The 17,145-nt window shown below is 52.4% G+C and carries 17 protein-coding genes and 1 pseudogene; all 18 read right to left on the bottom strand.

Annotated features, from left to right (window positions below):
- Complete coding sequence (hslV, locus tag HMPREF1250_RS01745; RefSeq protein ID WP_023052831.1) at positions 1–543, bottom strand: ATP-dependent protease subunit HslV; 543 nt, start codon at positions 541–543, stop codon at positions 1–3.
- On the bottom strand, positions 544–1,857 hold the full coding sequence (gene trmFO, locus HMPREF1250_RS01740) for a methylenetetrahydrofolate--tRNA-(uracil(54)-C(5))-methyltransferase (FADH(2)-oxidizing) TrmFO (protein WP_023052917.1): 1,314 nt from the start codon (positions 1,855–1,857) through the stop codon (positions 544–546).
- Positions 1,847–4,119 (bottom strand): annotated as a pseudogene (gene topA, locus HMPREF1250_RS01735) (type I DNA topoisomerase). Before topA ends, trmFO begins: the two are co-directional and overlap by 11 nt.
- 169 nt (positions 4,120–4,288) lie before the next feature.
- Positions 4,289–4,711, bottom strand: a complete 423-nt coding sequence (locus HMPREF1250_RS01730; RefSeq protein WP_023052903.1) for a F0F1 ATP synthase subunit epsilon — start codon at positions 4,709–4,711, stop codon at positions 4,289–4,291.
- Positions 4,712–4,714: 3 nt separating this feature from the next.
- Positions 4,715–6,133 carry a F0F1 ATP synthase subunit beta gene (atpD, locus tag HMPREF1250_RS01725; RefSeq protein ID WP_023052869.1) on the bottom strand — a complete coding sequence of 473 codons (1,419 nt, stop codon included), beginning with the start codon at positions 6,131–6,133 and terminating at the stop codon, positions 4,715–4,717.
- Positions 6,134–6,173: 40 nt separating this feature from the next.
- Positions 6,174–7,028 (bottom strand): ATP synthase F1 subunit gamma, encoded by an 855-nt coding sequence (gene atpG / locus HMPREF1250_RS01720; RefSeq protein ID WP_023052793.1) that lies wholly within the window; start codon positions 7,026–7,028, stop codon positions 6,174–6,176.
- A gap of 3 nt (positions 7,029–7,031) precedes the next feature.
- Positions 7,032–8,567, bottom strand: a complete 1,536-nt coding sequence (atpA, locus tag HMPREF1250_RS01715; protein ID WP_023052810.1) for a F0F1 ATP synthase subunit alpha — start codon at positions 8,565–8,567, stop codon at positions 7,032–7,034.
- The gene (gene atpH / locus HMPREF1250_RS01710) at positions 8,564–9,133 is read right to left on the bottom strand and encodes an ATP synthase F1 subunit delta (RefSeq protein ID WP_023052905.1); all 570 of its coding nucleotides are present in this window, start codon (positions 9,131–9,133) and stop codon (positions 8,564–8,566) included. The genes atpA and atpH overlap by 4 nt, the downstream gene beginning before the upstream one ends.
- 2 nt (positions 9,134–9,135) lie before the next feature.
- Entirely contained in the window at positions 9,136–9,633 is a 498-nt protein-coding gene (gene atpF, locus HMPREF1250_RS01705) for a F0F1 ATP synthase subunit B (RefSeq protein WP_023052885.1), read from the bottom strand.
- A gap of 39 nt (positions 9,634–9,672) precedes the next feature.
- A complete protein-coding gene (atpE, locus tag HMPREF1250_RS01700; RefSeq protein WP_023052769.1) occupies positions 9,673–9,921 on the bottom strand; it encodes a F0F1 ATP synthase subunit C in 249 nt (82 codons plus the stop codon).
- Positions 9,922–9,982: 61 nt separating this feature from the next.
- On the bottom strand, positions 9,983–10,654 hold the full coding sequence (atpB, locus tag HMPREF1250_RS01695; protein WP_023052811.1) for a F0F1 ATP synthase subunit A: 672 nt from the start codon (positions 10,652–10,654) through the stop codon (positions 9,983–9,985).
- 17 nt (positions 10,655–10,671) lie between these two features.
- Positions 10,672–11,046: an ATP synthase subunit I gene (locus HMPREF1250_RS01690; RefSeq protein WP_023052899.1), complete on the bottom strand. Its 375-nt coding sequence runs from the start codon at positions 11,044–11,046 to the stop codon at positions 10,672–10,674.
- Positions 11,047–11,069: 23 nt separating this feature from the next.
- Positions 11,070–11,309: an AtpZ/AtpI family protein gene (locus tag HMPREF1250_RS01685; RefSeq protein ID WP_023052896.1), complete on the bottom strand. Its 240-nt coding sequence runs from the start codon at positions 11,307–11,309 to the stop codon at positions 11,070–11,072.
- Positions 11,310–11,499: 190 nt separating this feature from the next.
- Complete coding sequence (wecB, locus tag HMPREF1250_RS01675; protein WP_023052772.1) at positions 11,500–12,645, bottom strand: non-hydrolyzing UDP-N-acetylglucosamine 2-epimerase; 1,146 nt, start codon at positions 12,643–12,645, stop codon at positions 11,500–11,502.
- 19 nt (positions 12,646–12,664) lie between these two features.
- Entirely contained in the window at positions 12,665–13,708 is a 1,044-nt protein-coding gene (locus tag HMPREF1250_RS01670; RefSeq protein WP_023052828.1) for an MraY family glycosyltransferase, read from the bottom strand.
- 37 nt (positions 13,709–13,745) lie between these two features.
- Positions 13,746–15,104 carry a PFL family protein gene (locus tag HMPREF1250_RS01665; protein WP_023052803.1) on the bottom strand — a complete coding sequence of 453 codons (1,359 nt, stop codon included), beginning with the start codon at positions 15,102–15,104 and terminating at the stop codon, positions 13,746–13,748.
- A gap of 11 nt (positions 15,105–15,115) precedes the next feature.
- Positions 15,116–15,388 (bottom strand): ACT domain-containing protein, encoded by a 273-nt coding sequence (locus tag HMPREF1250_RS01660; protein WP_023052809.1) that lies wholly within the window; start codon positions 15,386–15,388, stop codon positions 15,116–15,118.
- Positions 15,389–15,501: 113 nt separating this feature from the next.
- The gene (locus tag HMPREF1250_RS01655) at positions 15,502–17,145 is read right to left on the bottom strand and encodes an alpha-D-glucose phosphate-specific phosphoglucomutase (RefSeq protein WP_023052801.1); all 1,644 of its coding nucleotides are present in this window, start codon (positions 17,143–17,145) and stop codon (positions 15,502–15,504) included.

Below are 17,145 nucleotides of genomic sequence, written 5' to 3'. Positions count from 1 at the left end.
TTACAATTCTTCGACAATAATATGGTGATTCGTAAAGACACAGATATCGGCAGCAATGTGCAGCGATTTTTCGGCAATTTCAGCGGCCGACAGCGCCGTGTTCTGCTGCAGCGCCCGCGCCGCCGCCAAGGCGTACATGCCGCCGGAGCCGATGGCGGAAATCCCGTCGTCCGGCTCAATAACTTCGCCGTTGCCGGACAAGAGGAGGATTTTGTCCTTGTCCGCTACCAGAAGCAGCGCTTCCAGCTTGTGCAGGATCTTATCGCTGCGCCAATCTTTCGCCAGCTCTACGGCGCTGCGAACGAGATTGCCGTTATGCTCGTTCAGCTTGTCTTCGAATTTATCAAAAAGGGAAAAGGCGTCGGCTACGGAGCCGGCAAAACCGCTGATGATCTTGCCGTGATAGAGACGCCGCACTTTTTTCGCCGTTCCCTTCATGATTACCGAATTCCCCATCGTCACCTGGCCGTCGCCGGCAATGGCGACTTTCCCGTCTTTTTGTACGGCTACGATCGTCGTAGCATGAAATGTTGCCTCAGCCATTTATATCCACTCCTTAACCTGGTCGATCTCCGCTAACGCCCGCTGTGCCAAAAGGGCATTTTTTTCCCGCTTTTTCATTTTCTTTTTGAGCCCGAGGGGGTCCATAATGCCGAAGTTGATATTCATCGGCTGGAAATTTTCGTTCGGACCGGCGGCAATATACCGGCTTAGGGCGCCGATGGCCGTTTGCCCGGAAAGGGTCAGGCACGCTTTGCCCTGTAAGAGCCTGGCGCCGTTGACGCCTGCCAGCAGCCCCATCGCCGCCGATTCCAGGTAGCCTTCCACGCCCGTAAGCTGACCGGCGAAAAAGAGCCGCGGCTCCTTGCGGTATTGCAGCGTCGGCAGCAGGAGCTCCGGCGAATTGATGTACGAATTGCGATGCATGACGCCGTAACGGACGAATTCGGCGTGTTCCAGCCCCGGAATAAGGGAAAAGACCCGTTTCTGTTCGGGAAATTTCAGGTGGGTCTGAAAACCGACGATATTGTACAGCGTCGCGCCGCCGTCGTCCTGACGAAGCTGCACGACGGCGTAAGGCAAGGCGCCGTTTCCCGGCAATTCGAGTCCTACCGGCTTCATCGGTCCGTACCGCAGCGTGTCGATACCGCGGCCGGCCATGACTTCGACGGGTATACAGCCTTCAAAGACGCTGTCATCTTTTTCAAAGTCATGGAGTTCGGCGCATTCAGCCGTCGTCAATTCCTGCCAGAATCGCTTATATTCTTCTTCCGTAAAGGGGCAGTTCAAATAATCGGCGCCGCCTTTGCCGTAACGGGCGGCACGGTAAACCTTCGTCATATCGAGGGACTCGACAGTGACGATCGGCGCCGCCGCGTCGTGAAAGTGGAAGTACGCCTCCCCTGTCAGCCGCTGTATCGCCGCCGTCATGGCCGGACTGGTCAACGGCCCTGTAGCGGCGATGACGATCTGATCGTCCGGCAGGGACTGTATTTCTTCTTGGCGAACCGTAATCAACGGATGGTGCCGCAGCGCCTCGGTCACCGTTTGACTGAAGGGAAAGCGATCGACGGCCAGCGCGCCTCCTGCCGGCACGCGGTGCCTGTCGGCTGCCGTCATGATCAGCGAGCCGAGACGCCGCATTTCTTCTTTCAACAGACCTACGGCATTTTCAATGTTGGCGGCGCGAAACGAGTTGCTGCAAACCAATTCCGCAAAAAGTTCCGTATGATGGGCCGGCGACGGCACGGCGGGCCGCATTTCCGCCAATTCGACGGGAATGCCGCGCCGCGCGAGCTGCCAGGCCGCTTCGGACCCCGCCAGACCGGCGCCGATAACAAGTACGCTATTCTTCATTTACGATCTCACCTTTTTTATGATTTTCACATTCGCTATTGCTGCAAAACAGTTTGTCCGGTCCTTTTTTATAATGCTTGACCGTCATGATGCTGCCGCACTTGGCGCATTTTTTATCGACAGGCTCGTTCCAAAGGACAAAGTCGCATTCCGGATAGGTGCTGCAGCCGTAAAAGATACGGCCCCGCTTTGATTTGCGCTTGATCAGCGTCCCCTTGCCGCACTGGGGGCAAGTAATGCCGAGGTCTTCGACGATGGCTTTCGTATTGCGGCAGTCGGGAAAATTCGAACAGGCGAGAAATTTGCCGAAACGGCCGAATTTATAGACCATAGGCGCGCCGCAGCGTTCGCAAACCTGCCCGGAATCCTGGCCGGCTACGGTGACTTTTTCCATATGTCCTTCGGCTTCTTCGATCTCCGGTCGGAAGACGTCGTAAAATTCGCCGAGAACGTGGGCATATGTATCGCTGCCCTGTTCGATAGCGTCAAGCTCTTCTTCCATATGGGCCGTAAAGCTGACGTTGATAATCCCTTCAAAATATTCTTTCAATAAGTTGACGATGACGACGCCCAACTCTGTCGGAACAAATTGTTTGTCTTTCTTTTCAACGTAATTCCGATTCTGAATCGTATCCATAATCGGCGCATACGTACTGGGGCGGCCAATCCCCTTTTCTTCCAGCGTCTTGATCAGGCTGGCTTCCGTGTATCGCGGCGGCGGCTGCGTAAAATGCTGTTGTCTGTCGATTTTCCGATTATGAACGACCGTGCCGGTCTTAAGCTGCGGCAAAACGGCAGCGGTCTTGTCGTTTTTGGCATCTTCATACAATTCCGTAAATCCTTTGAAAAGGACGGTATAACCGGCGGCGCGCATTTCGTAATTGCCGCTCATAATGGTGATCGTCATATGTTCCGTTTCGACCTGCGCCATCTGGCTCGCCAAAAACCGGTTCCAAATCAGCGTATACAGACGCAGCTGATCACGCGAGAGGTAGGCCGCCACCGCTGCCGGCGTCAATTCGAGCGATGTCGGGCGGATGGCTTCGTGCGCGTCCTGACTCGACTGCTTGGTCTTATACGTATGCGCCTTGGCAGGAACATATTCGGAACCGTAACGGGCGGAAATAAATTCCCGCGCCGCCTGCACCATATCATCGTTGATACGCGTCGAATCGGTACGCATATACGTGATCAGGCCGACGTGGCCTTTGTCGCCGATATCAAGCCCTTCATAGAGCTGTTGGGCCAACATCATCGTCTTTTTCGCGCCGAAATTAAGTTTACCGACACATTCCTGCTGCATTGTCGACGTCGTAAAAGGGGGCTGCGGCATCCGTTTGCGGCGCCGTTTTTCGACTTTCGTAATCAGATCGGGATCCTGACTGCGTTTATTTTTTTCCCATTGCAGGGCGGCGGCTATCTCTTCCGCTTCTTCCGCCGTATTGATTCTGATTTTTTTGCCGTTAATTCTGGCCAGTTCCGCCGGCAGCTCCAACCCGTCGTCCGTCGCATAAACGCCGCTGACGGTCCAGTATTCTTCCGGCACGAAGGCGGCGATTTCTTCTTCCCGTTCACAGATCAGGCGCACGGCGACAGACTGCACGCGACCGGCACTCAAACCCTTGCAAACTTTTTTCCACAAAAGGGGACTGAGCTTGTAACCGACGATGCGGTCGAGAACGCGCCGCGCCTGCTGCGCGTCGACGCGGGGCAAATCAATGGGCTGCGGCTCATCTATTCCGCTGAGGACGGCTTTTTTCGTAATCTCATGAAACATGACGCGGCACGGCTCGTGCAGATCCATATCGAGGATATGAGCCAAATGCCAGGAAATTGCCTCGCCTTCACGGTCCGGGTCAGTCGCCAGATATACTTTTTTCGAGCGGACGTATTCATGCCGCAGCTCGTCAATCAGTTTTTTCTTGTCATACATATTGGTATAACTCGGCTTAAATTCGTTTTCAATGTCGACGCCGAACTGGTTGCGCGGCAGATCCCGGAGATGGCCGCGGCTGGCAAGCACCTTGTAGGACGGACCCAGGAAGCGTTCAATCGTCTTCGCCTTGGCCGGCGATTCGACAATGACCAGATTTTTGGCGTTTTTCGGCAGCGGATCCATCTTTTTCAGCGGTTCTCGCTTCGGCAGATTGACAGTGCCGCTGATGACGGTCTTTTCCGCATCGTCACCCTTTTTTTTGCGGCTTCTGCTCTTTTTTTCGTATCGTCAATGACGATCGTTCTCTTAATCGGAAATTCCAGCATCTATATCATCCTTATTTTATCAATGACAGAAACAGGCGCGGTAAAGCCTGTGTATATCAACCTAGTTTTACATAATACACTATAACGCTTTCTCGTTCAACTGCAAGACGCCGGAATCATAAAAAAAGAAGGATTGCCTGCAACCTGTCGCATCGGCAATCCTTCTTCGTTATATATCTTTCGGCCCGTTACAGGCTTTAATTCGGCTCAGCGCCCGTTTTAAGGCTAATTGAGCCCGTTCGACATCAAGATTTTCCGCCCGTTCGCTAAGGCGCTTTTCAGCCCGTTCCTTCGCTTTTTCCGCACGCCGTCTGTCAATCTGTTTTGACAATTCCGATGACGGCGTAATGACGGTAATCTTATTTTCATTGACTTCCAAAAATCCGCCTGCAATGGTCATGCAGTCACGCGTGCCTTCTTTGTCGTAGACTAGCGGCCAAATACGCAAAGAGGCGATAAGCGGCGCATGATTCGGCATGATGCCCAAATCCCCGTCCAATGCGCGAACGCGAACGAAATTCACGTCATCGTTAAAGACGGTAACATCAGGCGTAATGACTTCCAAGCGGATGGTTTTGCCGGTTTCTGCCATCGCCTATTCTCCTTTCAGAGTCTTGGCCTTTTCATATGCTTCCTGAATATTGCCGACCATGTAGAACGCTTGTTCCGGCATATCGTCGCACTTGCCGGAAAGAATTTCTTTGAAGCCTGCAATCGTTTCCTTCAAGGGAACGTAGCGGCCTTCCTGACCGGTAAACTGTTCGGCAACGGCAAAGGGTTGACTCAGGAAACGCTGAATCTTACGGGCACGGGCAACTGTCAGCTTATCTTCTTCCGACAATTCGTCGATACCGAGAATAGCAATGATATCCTGCAAGTCGTTATACTTCTGCAAGATCGATTGTACGGCGCGGGCCGTTTCATAATGATCTTCGCCGATAATGTGGGGATCGAGGATACGAGACGTCGAATCGAGAGGATCAACGGCCGGGTAAATACCGAGTTCGGCGATCTGACGCGACAGAACCGTCGTCGCATCCAAATGCGCGAAGGTGGCTGCCGGCGCGGGGTCCGTCAAGTCGTCGGCAGGCACGTAAACGGCCTGTACCGACGTGATGGAACCGTTCTTCGTCGACGTAATGCGTTCCTGCAGGGCGCCGACGTCGGTTCCCAGCGTCGGCTGATAGCCTACGGCCGACGGTATACGGCCGAGCAGAGCCGATACTTCCGAACCGGCCTGAATGAAACGGAAAATATTGTCGATAAAGAGCAAAACGTCCTGATGTTCTTTGTCGCGGAAATATTCCGCCATCGTAAGACCGGTCAGGCCGACGCGCATACGGGCTCCGGGCGGTTCGTTCATCTGTCCGTAAACCAATGCCGTCTTATTAATAACGCCTGATTCCTTCATTTCGTTCCACAAGTCGTTGCCTTCACGCGTCCGTTCGCCTACGCCGGTAAATACGGAGTAGCCGCCGTGTTCCGTCGCGACATTGTGGATCAGTTCCATGATCAAAACCGTCTTGCCGACGCCGGCGCCGCCGAAGAGACCGATCTTGCCGCCTTTTACGTACGGCGCGATCAGATCGACGACTTTGATCCCCGTTTCAAGGATCTCCGTTTCCGGCGACTGGTCTTCATATTTCGGAACGGGACGATGGATCGGCCAATATTCATCGGCTTCCACTTTATCGTCTACCTTATCTACCGTTTCACCGAGGACGTTGAAAATACGTCCCAATACGCCTTTCCCTACGGGAATCTTGATGGGGTTTCCCGTATTTTCGGCGCTCATGCCGCGTACCAAGCCGTCGGTAGAGCTCATGGCAACACAACGGACGACGTCATCGCCCAGGTGCTGCATGACTTCAGCTACGAGGTCAACGGACTGAGCGCCTTCACCGCCGGTAACATGAATGGCGGTATAAATTGCCGGCAAGTCTTCTTCTGCAGAAAACCGCACGTCAATTACAGGTCCGATAACCTGAATTACTTTCCCAATATTATTACTCATGAAGAGGTTCTCCTCTCTAATACATGTATATACGCGCTGCTTACAGAGCATTCGCTCCGCTGACGATTTCCGTCAATTCATTCGTAATGCCTGCCTGACGTACTTTATTATAGTTAACTGTCAGCCGTTCGATCAATTCGCCGGCATTATCCGTCGCCGACGTCATGGCCGTCATCCGCGCGCCCAACTCGCTGGCCGCCGATTGGAGAAGGCCGTTGTACAAAAACCTCTGCACATAATGGGGCAACAGCGTTTCCAACACCTGCTGCGCATCGGGAACGAAGAAATATTCTTCCGACGGCCCCTCTTTCTTTACCGTCGCCGGCATGATCGGCAGCAGCCGTTCCGTAATAACTTCCTGCGACAACGCCGAGCGGAATTTCGTATAGATGACATACACGTCATCAACGGTACCGTCAAGGAAGGCAGCGACAGCTTTATCAGCCAGCTGCTGCGCATGCGTGAACTGCGGCTTATCGGAAAAACCGCTCCACCGTTCTGCCGGCGTCACCCGCAGATGCCTTAAGTATTCGTTCGGTTTCCTGCCGCTGGCGTAGATGGTGAGCGCATCTTTATCCCGGCTTTGCAGGACGGCGGTCATGGCCTTGTTGATGTTGGCGTTAAAGGCGCCGGCCAGACCTTTGTCGGAGCCGATGATGATATAGCAGGTGCGTTTGACGTCACGCTGTTCGAAAAGAGGGCTGTCACTGCTGCCGGCCGCCGCCGACAGGCGCTGCAACATGCCTTCTATCTTTTCTGTATAAGGAGCCGTTGCCAAAGCCCGTTCCTGTGCACGGCGCAAACGCACGGAAGATACCATTTTCATGGCCTTCGTGATTTGCTGCGTATTGGTAACGGACTTAATCCGCCTGTTTATTTCGCGTGCACTCGGCATAGACTATTCCTCCTCTTTGACTAATTCGTGGGATGCGCCGTAATCCTTCGTGAATTCGGCGATCGCCTTTTTGAGGATTTCTTCGTCCGCTGGTGCAAGTTCCTTCGTTTCTTTAATGTGCTGGCCCACTTCGGGATGGTTTGCGTGCATGTAGGCGATGAATTTTTCTTCAAATTCCGTAATTTCATCGACCTGAACAGGCATCAGGTACCCTTTGACAGCCAGATAAATTTCCATTACCTGATCTTCGACCGCCATCGGCTGATACTGCGGCTGAATCAGCATTTGCATCGTCCGTTCGCCGCGATCGATTTGCGCTTTCGTATTTTTATCGAGGTCGGATCCGAACTGCGCAAAAGCGGCCAATTCACGATATTGCGCCAGATCCAGACGAAGTGTGCCGGCGATCTTCTTCATGGCCTTAATCTGCGCCGAACCGCCTACGCGGGATACGGAAAGGCCGACGTTAATAGCCGGACGGACGCCGGAGTTGAAAAGTTCCGTTTCCAGGAATATCTGTCCGTCCGTAATGGAAATAACATTTGTCGGAATATATGCGGACAAATCGCCTGCCAGCGTTTCGATGATCGGCAGGGCCGTAATCGAACCGCCGCCCAATTCATCGGACAGCTTGGCAGCGCGTTCGAGCAGGCGGGAGTGTAAGTAGAATACGTCACCGGGATAGGCTTCACGTCCCGGCGGACGACGGAGAAGCAAACTCATGGCGCGATAAGCCTGGGCATGTTTCGACAAATCATCATAAACGCAAAGAACATCTTTTCCCTGATACATGAAGTATTCGCCCATGGAAACGCCGGAGTACGGAGCCAGGTACTGGAGCGGCGCGCCGTCAGATGCACCGGCAGCGACAACGATGGTATAGTCCATCGCGCCGTGTTCTTCCAGCGTCCGCACAACGCGCGCTACCGTCGAAGCTTTCTGCCCGATAGCGACATAGACGCAGATGACATCGCTGTCTTTCTGGTTGATAATCGTATCAATGGCGATAGCGGTCTTACCGGTACCGCGGTCACCGATGATCAGTTCACGTTGTCCGCGGCCGATGGGAACCATGGAGTCAATAGCCTTCAACCCGGTTTGTAACGGCTTTTTGACAGGTTGCCGGTCGGCAATGCCGGAGGCACGCAATTCTACGAGACGGGATTCGGTCGTATTGATTGCGCCTTTGCCGTCAATGGGCACGCCCAACGGATTCACGACACGGCCGATCAGGGCATCTCCGACGGGAACCTGCATAACGCGGCCCGTACGGCGAACGGTGTCGCCTTCTTTAATCAATTCATCATTTCCCAATAAAACGGCGCCTACATTATCTTCTTCCAGATTCAGGACGAGGCCGTACACGTCGTGAGGAAGTTCCAGCAATTCGCCGGACATGGCCTTATCCAGGCCGTAGATGTGCGCAATGCCGTCGCCGACTTCCAGGACGGTGCCGACGTCGTCGACATTGGTTTCGACGTTATAGTCTTCGATCTGTTTTTTGATTATCGCCGTAATTTCTTCTGGCTTCATATTCATTTTTCGTCCGTCACCTCATTCGTTACATTCACATTCAGCAGTGAATGTTTCATATTACGGAGCTGCCGCAGCAAGCTGCCGTCGATTACTTGATCACCAATCTGGATGACGACGCCGCCGATAATAGACGGATCGGTGTAGTATAACGGTTCGATCTTCTTGCCTGTCATACTTTCAAGGCTGGCTACAAGTTTAGCTTCTTCTTCGGCCGACAACGGTTTGACGACACGGATCTTGGCAATATCGATATTCTGCGCAGCACGTGACAAATCGATGAACCCTTCGATCGCTTCGGCAATCGCGGCTTCTCTGCGCCGATCTACCATGACATAAAGAAATTGACAGACAATGGGCGACAGAACATCGGCAAAAACCTGCCTGATCGTATCCTTTTTCGCGGCCTGCGGCACCAGGGGATGAGCCAGAAATTTACGCAACTCGGGATTTTCCCGAAGCGTATCCCGCACACTTTTCAATTCCCTGCCATATTCGTCAAGTTTCTGCTGTTCCGTGGCAATATCGAACATTGCCTGGCTGTACTTACTGTAAACGACTTCCGGTATCATGATCAGTTACCGTTAGCCTGCCGCGCATCCATCTGTTCGATGCATTCGGCGATGAGCTTTGAATTCATATCTGTATCCATATTCTTTTTGAGCAGCTTTTCTGCCACAGCCATAGACAGGTTCACTACTTCATTACGCATTTCACGGATAGCAGCTTCTCTCTCGCTGGCAATCTGCGCCTGCGCCAACTCTTTTTCTCTGGTTATCTGTTGGCGAATGGCATCCAAATGTGCCTGCCCTTCCACATCGGCCTGTTTGACGGCCTTGTCAATAATAGCCTGCGCTTCTGCCCGGGCTGTCTGCAATTGCTTTTGATAGTCGAGCTTCAGCTGTTCAGCTTCTTCACGTGCGTTTTCGGCACTGCTCAGATCATCGGCAATCTTATTCTTGCGGTCTTCCAACACCTTTAAAATAGGCTTATAGGCGAATTTCGCCAAAATAGCGACGAGGATAAAAAAGTTGATGAATTGGAAGATCAGTGTACCGTTGATGGTGACCAAGGTATTTCCCTCCTTTTATCATACCTATGCCAAAGCATATCAGATAAGCGGATTGGCAAATACTAAGACGATGGCGATAACGGCTGCAATAATAGGCATGGATTCGATCAGGCCTACGGAGATCAACATGTTGACGAGAAGCTTACCGCCCATTTCCGGCTGACGCGCCGTACCTTCGAGCATTTTAGCGGCTGCATGGCCGTCACCGATAGCGGCGCCCAAAGCTGCCAAACCGATACCAATTGCTGCACCTAATGCGGAAAATGCCAATACTAATGAATGATCCATGATATAATTCCTCCCTGAATGTAGATAAATGAAAATCTTACTTGTTTCTGCGCATTTGTTCTTAATCGGATTCTAAGGAATCTGCCAAATACGACGTAACCAGAATTGTGAAAATAAAAGCCTGAATCAGGCCGATGAACAGACTGAAAATCAACCAGACGATCGGCACCCCTGCCGGCACCAGTTTATATAAAACTTCCAGCAGTATCTCTCCGGCCAGAATATTGCCGAAAAGACGGAAGGCCAAAGTCAACGGTTTGGTAAACTCTTCCAGAATATTCATGAGGACAAAAGGAACAAAGGGTTCAAAATAATGCTTGACATGCTTCTTGACTCCTTGATTCTTCAGCGCCACGTAATGGACCATGAAGGTCGATACCAGTGCCAATCCCAGCGTCGTATTCAAGTCATTCGTAGGTGAAGCCAACAGATGCGGGCTCGGTAAAAGACCGAGTTCATTACTGAAAAGGATGAATAAGAAGAATGTTAATAAGACAGAGACGACTTGTTGCCACTTCGGCCCCAGCGTTTCCTTGAATTGGGCCAAAAGAGCCTCAATGATCATTTCAACGGCATTTTGCAATCCCGAAGGAACAAGCGCCCTGCTTCTCGTCGCACTTACGGTCACGATAATGACCAACAGCGCTACTAGCCACGTCAAGTAGATCGTATCCATATTGACGCCCATTCCCAAAAACTGAATTATCAGATGATGCCCCGTGTGCAGTTCCAAGAATTCCACCTCCTTCCTTATTCAGAATGTCGTACGAAAATACTCACGGTTTCTGCAAAGATCAATAATCTGTAGGTGAAAATGCCGCCTACAAAAGAGAAGATATTAATCTGCGGAAACTGTAAAACCAAAATAACGGCCAGCACGATCAGTAAAAGCCTGATAACGGCGCCGGTGCGAATGAAATGCAGCGCTTTAACCGGCTGCATCTTTGCAGAACGGAAAAGGCGACTGCTCAGCATCAAAAAATAAACAATATTGAGCAAACTGCCGATAAACCAACCGGAAAGGAGTCCGTATTTTCCGGCGGCAGCCATGACGGCAGCGCCGACAAGGGTCAAGGCCGTGAGGCGGAGCAGCGTTTTTTTTACATACCGTACAAATTCGTCCATGGGCACTCCCCTTCGCGCCGCGTTCAGCGCTCATCATCTTCTTGATAAAGTGCAAGCGCCCGCTTGTACAAGGACCAAAATCCGGTCGCCGCTCCCAGAAGTGCGCAAAAGATCAAACCGAAAGGCTCACTGTTCAAGAACCCGTCAATAAAGCGCCCGATCAGAACGCCGACGACGATATTGACGAACAGGGTCAGCCCCAAAGAAGCGGCGACGGCAATTAAATGCAGCAAACCTGTATTTTTTCCGTTTTTCCGAATCATCTGCCACCACGACACTTATCCGTTTTCATAGAGCAGTCCGTTTACGGCAACAAAATGCCCTCGTAAAAAAGACTGCATACTCATTTTATCACTCATAATATTCTGAAAGCAACTTTTTACGTATGGTTTCTTTTTATCATTATTTTCATGTATCAGTTTACTGCAATTCGCCGAAGGGACGGCGAATTTTTTAAAGAAATTCTTCCGGTTTTTCTTTAAATTTACAGAAAACATACAAAATCGCCTGAACGATCCGTTTCGCCGCTAAGCCGTCTCCGTAAGGATTAACGGCATTACTCATCTGCTCGTAAGCAGCATCGTCAGTCAACAGCTTTTTTGTTTCCCCATAGACGACATCCTTACGGGTGCCGATCAATCGCACCGTACCGGCTGCAATGGCTTCAGGACGTTCCGTCGTATCGCGCAAGACCAAGACGGGCTTGCCCAACGACGGCGCCTCTTCCTGAATGCCGCCGGAATCGGTGAGGACCAGACAGCTGCGATTCATTAAGTTAGCAAACGGTTCATATTCAAGCGGTTCAATAAGATGTATTCGCGCGGCGCCGGACAATTCTTCTTCGACGACGCGGCGCACCAGCGGATTGCGGTGGACGGGAAAAACGATTTCCGTATCGGGAATTTCGTCGATAATAGAACGCAATGCCTTATAAATATGCCGCATGGGCTCGCCGAGATTTTCCCGCCGATGCGTTGTAAGCAGAATCATCCGGCGCCGGCCGAAATCGATTCCCTGCAACTCGTCATCGGCGAAACGGTAATCGTCGCGAACCGTATTCATCAGCGCGTCGATTACCGTATTTCCCGTTACGTAGACGGAATTCTCCGCAATGCCTTCGCAAAGAAGGTTTGCCTTGGCCGTAGGCGTCGGCGAAAAATGAACGGCCGTCATGGCGCCGGTCAGCTTGCGATTCATCTCTTCCGGAAAAGGGGAATAGATGTTTCCCGTGCGCAGGCCGGCTTCGACATGCCCTACGGGAATTTGCTGATAATACGCCGCCAGCGCTCCGGCGAAGGTCGTCGTCGTATCGCCGTGAACCAGGACGAGATCGGGTTTTTCTTTTTCCAGCACGGTTTTCAGCCCCTGCAGCGCCCGTGTCGTAATATCATATAACGTTTGGCCCTGCGACATGATATCCAGATCGTAATCGGGCCGAATACGGAACAACTTCAAGACCTGATCCAGCATCTGCCTGTGCTGCGCCGTAACGGTAACGACCGTCTCGATTTCTGCAGCATGCTTTTTCAGTTCCAAGACGACTGGAGCCATCTTGATCGCTTCAGGCCGTGTACCGAATATGGTCATCACCTTGAGCATGAACGTGCCACCTCCAAATTCATTTTACCGGCTTTTGCGCCGCCGGGTTCGGCATTTTACGTAAGATGCCGATGCGCTTCGCCGTATAAATAATCGCCGTCAGTACAATAAGGACGGTGATTATTCCCGTCTTATAGCTGACCGTCGCCACAAATACGGCGACAAGGCCTAAGATCAACGTAATCAGATACATAATCAGTACGGCCTGTTTTTGCGTCATGCCTAAAGCCAGAAGGCGATGGTGCAGGTGCCCCTTGTCAGGCTGAAAAACAGGTACGCCGCTCATCTTACGGCGCACAATGGCAAAGAGCGTATCCAAAATAGGCAGCCCCAAAGCGATGACCGGCACGACGAGAGCCACGGTAGCCGCCGTTTTCACCAGGCCGAGGACGGCGACGACGGCCATGGTATAGCCGAGCAGCATGCTGCCCGTATCGCCCATGAAAATCTTTGCCGGATTGAAGTTATATTGCAAAAAGCCGAGCGAAGCACCGGCCATGGCGACGATGATCATTGCCGGCAGGTACTGATTCATCGTGACGGCAATAAAAAACATGGCAATGGACGCGATGACGGAGACTCCGGCGGCCAGACCGTCCAAGCCGTCGATAAGGTTAACGGTGTTGGTAAAGCCGATGATCCAAAAAATCGTCACCGGTACGGCGATCCAGTCAGGCAGCACGATAAGCGTCCCGAAAGGATTGGTCAGCCATTCGATCCGAATCCCGAAAGCTACGGGAATGGCTGCGGCGATGATCTGACCGGCAAGTTTCACCTTCGCCGGAATATTGCAAATATCATCCCAAATGCCCAGAGCGACGATCGCCGTGCAACCTGCCAGCAGTCCGAAAAGCTCGCTCGTCAGGGGCATGCAAAAAAGAACGGAAACGATAAACCCGGCAAAAATCGCCAATCCTCCCAGACGCGGAATGATACGGGTATGCACCTTTCTGGCGTTGGGCCGGTCCACGGCGCCGACTTTAATAGCCAGCTTCTTGACAGCCGGAGTCAACGCATAGGCCAAAATGAGGGAAATAAAAAAAGGCACAAAATATGCTTGCACGAAATACGCCTACTTTCTCTGAAATCGCTGCTACGCTCTAATTCGTCAAACTGCGCATCGGCGCCGGAATACGACCGCCGCGGGCAATAAAATCATCGGCTTTATAGGAGTTGACGGCAATGACGGGGCAATGTCCCAAGAGACCGCCGAATTCCACGGCATCGCCGACGTTCTTACCCGGAACCGGGATCAGGCGGACTGCCGTCGTCTTATTATTGATCATGCCGATCGCCGCTTCGTCGGCAATAATTGCCGCGACAGTCGCCGCCGGCGTATCGCCGGGAACGGCGATCATATCAAGTCCGACGGAACAGACACAGGTCATGGCCTCCAATTTTTCCAACGTCAGGCTGCCGCGAGCAACCGCTTCGATCATCCCCTTATCTTCACTGACGGGAATGAAGGCGCCGGACAGGCCGCCGACACGGGAAGACGCCATAAGACCGCCTTTTTTTACGGCGTCGTTCAACAATGCCAGCGCCGCCGTCGTACCGCTGGCTCCACAACTTTCCAGTCCCATTTCTTCCAAGATGGCGGCAACGCTGTCCCCGACCGCCGGAGTCGGCGCCAAAGAAAGATCGATAATACCGAAAGGAACGTGCAGGCGTTTGGAAGCTTCCATCGCGACCAACTGCCCTACACGCGTGATTTTGAAAGCCGTCTTCTTGATCGTTTCGGCGACGACATCAAAGGGGGCGCCCTGCACTTCTTCCAGAGCCCGCTTCACGACGCCGGGCCCGCTGACGCCGACGCTGACGCAGGCATCGCCTTGTGTTACGCCGTGAAAAGCGCCGGCCATAAAGGGATTATCTTCAACGGCGTTGGAAAAGACTACCAGTTTGGCACAACCTAAAGCATCATTTTCTTTTGTCAGAAAACTCAATTCTTTGATGACGCGGCCCATTTCGGCAACGGCGTCCATATTGATGCCGGCCTTAGTCGAAGCGACGGCAACGGAACTACAGACGAGATCGGTCGTGCTCAACGCCTCGGCGATGGAAGCGATGAGCTTTCGATCCCCTGCAGTATATCCCCGTTCGACGAGCGCGGAAAAACCGCCGATAAAATCAATGCCGATTTCCTTCGCCGCCTTGTCCATAACCTGCGCAACAGGCGCGTAGGTTTCCAGGTCGCTGGAATCGGCTACAATACCAATCGGCGTTACGGAAACGCGCTTGTTGATGATGGGCACGCCGAATTCACGGCCAATATCTTCACCCGTTTTCACCAAGTTTTCCCCATATTTCGTGATCTTATCATAAATATTCCGGCACAATGTCTTGCCGTCGGCGGCGCAACAGTCGAGAAGACTGATTCCCAGCGTTATCGTTCGAACGTCAAGATTATTTTTCTGAATCATCTGATTCGTTTCTAATACGTCATGAATCGTCAGCATATCGTCACTCCTTATCCGATGCGGTGCATGGCATTGAAAATTTCCTGATTCTGTGCCCGAATTTCCACGCCCAATTCATCTCCCGCAGCCTTCAGCAGGGACTGCAATTCGCTCAATCCGATAGCGGCCCCTTCGGTATCGACGATCATAACCATATTGAAAATACCGTCTAAAATCACCTGATTAATCGTTAAAATATTGATTGCCTGTTCCGCCATGATGCGGCTGACGGAAGCAATAATTCCCGTACGGTCTACGCCGACAACAGTAATAACCACCTTCATAAATATGCCAACTCCTCTATATTTGACTGTCATATACGTTATTATAGCATGTTAATGTTGCAAATTCCATAACGGCAACGATGCATAAACTACCTTTTTCTATCTGTTTATATTTATTTGGCTAAGGCTTTAGCAATTAAATTTTTTCCTTCTTCCAGCAATTCATTTGCATGTTCTTCAGATACAAAGCTTTCGGCATACAGCTTATACATGTCCTCCGTTCCCGACGGCCTGGCAGCGATCCAGCCGTTTGCCAGGGATATCTTGACGCCGCCGACAGCGTAATCGCCATACGGGGATTTCGAGAGAACGGACAAAATGGGACTGCCGCAAAGAGAGGTCTCCGACACGTCAGCCGCCGTCAACCTGCTGATTTTATCCTTCTCTTCCAGCGATGCCGGCGCGTCACTGCGGACTGCCACCGGCCGCCCCAGCGAAGCGCACAGGTCAGTATAATACGGCAAGGGAGATTTTCCGGTAACAGCCTTGATTTCCGCTGCCAGCAGACACATTACGATACCGTCCTTATCGGTCGTCCAAACGGCGCCGTCTTTGGCAACGAACGAGGCGCCGGCACTTTCTTCGCCGGCAAAAGCGATTTTTCCTGCCGAAAACAGAGACCCGAAATACTTGAACCCGACAGGTACCTCATAGACCGGCACTGCCAACTGTTCCGCCACGCGTGACAGCAAATCCGTCGTCACGACGGTCTTGGCAATTCCCTTGCCGCTGAACTGCCGATGCGTCAACAGATAATGAGCCGCAACGGTCAAATACGCGTTGGCGGAAATCATGCCGTCGCGTCCCGACACGACACCGAAGCGATCATAGTCGGGATCGTTGGCCAAAATCAGATCATACGCCGTAGCCGCCGTCGCCACGGCAGACATGACGTAGGACGAAGAGCAATCCATCCTCACCTTGCCGTCGTGGTCATAATTCATAAAGGTGAATTGCGGATCGTACGAATCATTGACGAAATCGATGGGAATCCCGTACTGTTCCGAGATCTTATGCCAGTAGTTCATTCCCGAACCGCCTAAGGCATTGACCAGAATACGGCTATTACCGCGGCGAATAGCGTCCATGTCCAGCATGGTTTCCAGTTCGCCGACATACAGCCCCTTGAAATCGTAAGGCGTCCCGCAGGCCGCGCCGGCAGCAACGCTTCTGACCTCTCGGTTCCCGCCTGCCAGCAAACGGTTCGCCTCCGCTTCTATGGCTTGCGTAATCGCCGTTTCGGCAGGGCCGCCGCTGATCGGATTGTATTTGATCCCGCCGTGCTCCGGCGGATTGTGGGACGGCGTAATGATGAGACCGTCAGCCAGTCCCTGCGTGCGTTCCCGATTATAACGCAAAATCGCCCGGGATACGGACGGCGTGGGAACGAAGTCATCATCGCTGTCAACAAAGGCCTCGACGCCGTTCGCCGTTAACACGGAAAGAACCGTATGGTAAGCCAATTTGGACAAAAAATGAGTGTCGGCGCCGACAAAAAGAGGCCCCGACGCGCCGAAAGAACGGCGCAGCGTGCAAACGGCCTGCGTGACGGCTGCTACATGGGCGGCCGTAAAACTGCCGTTCCCGGCCTGTCCGCGATGCCCCGACGTGCCGAAGCAGACACGCTGCGCCGGCTGCGTTACATCGGGCTGAATCGTTGCATAGGCCGTCGCCAACTGCTGCAAATCGATGTAATCTTCCTTTCTTATTCTCGTACCTGCTAATGCATGAATCGCCATCTCCGTCACCTTACCCAT

It is taken from the genome of Megasphaera vaginalis (ex Srinivasan et al. 2021), from assembly GCF_000478965.1.
In the GTDB taxonomy this organism is placed as follows: Bacteria; Bacillota; Negativicutes; order Veillonellales; family Megasphaeraceae; genus Megasphaera; species Megasphaera vaginalis.
Note: the sequence above shows the minus strand (reverse complement) of the source record. Positions and strands in the feature narration are given on the sequence as shown.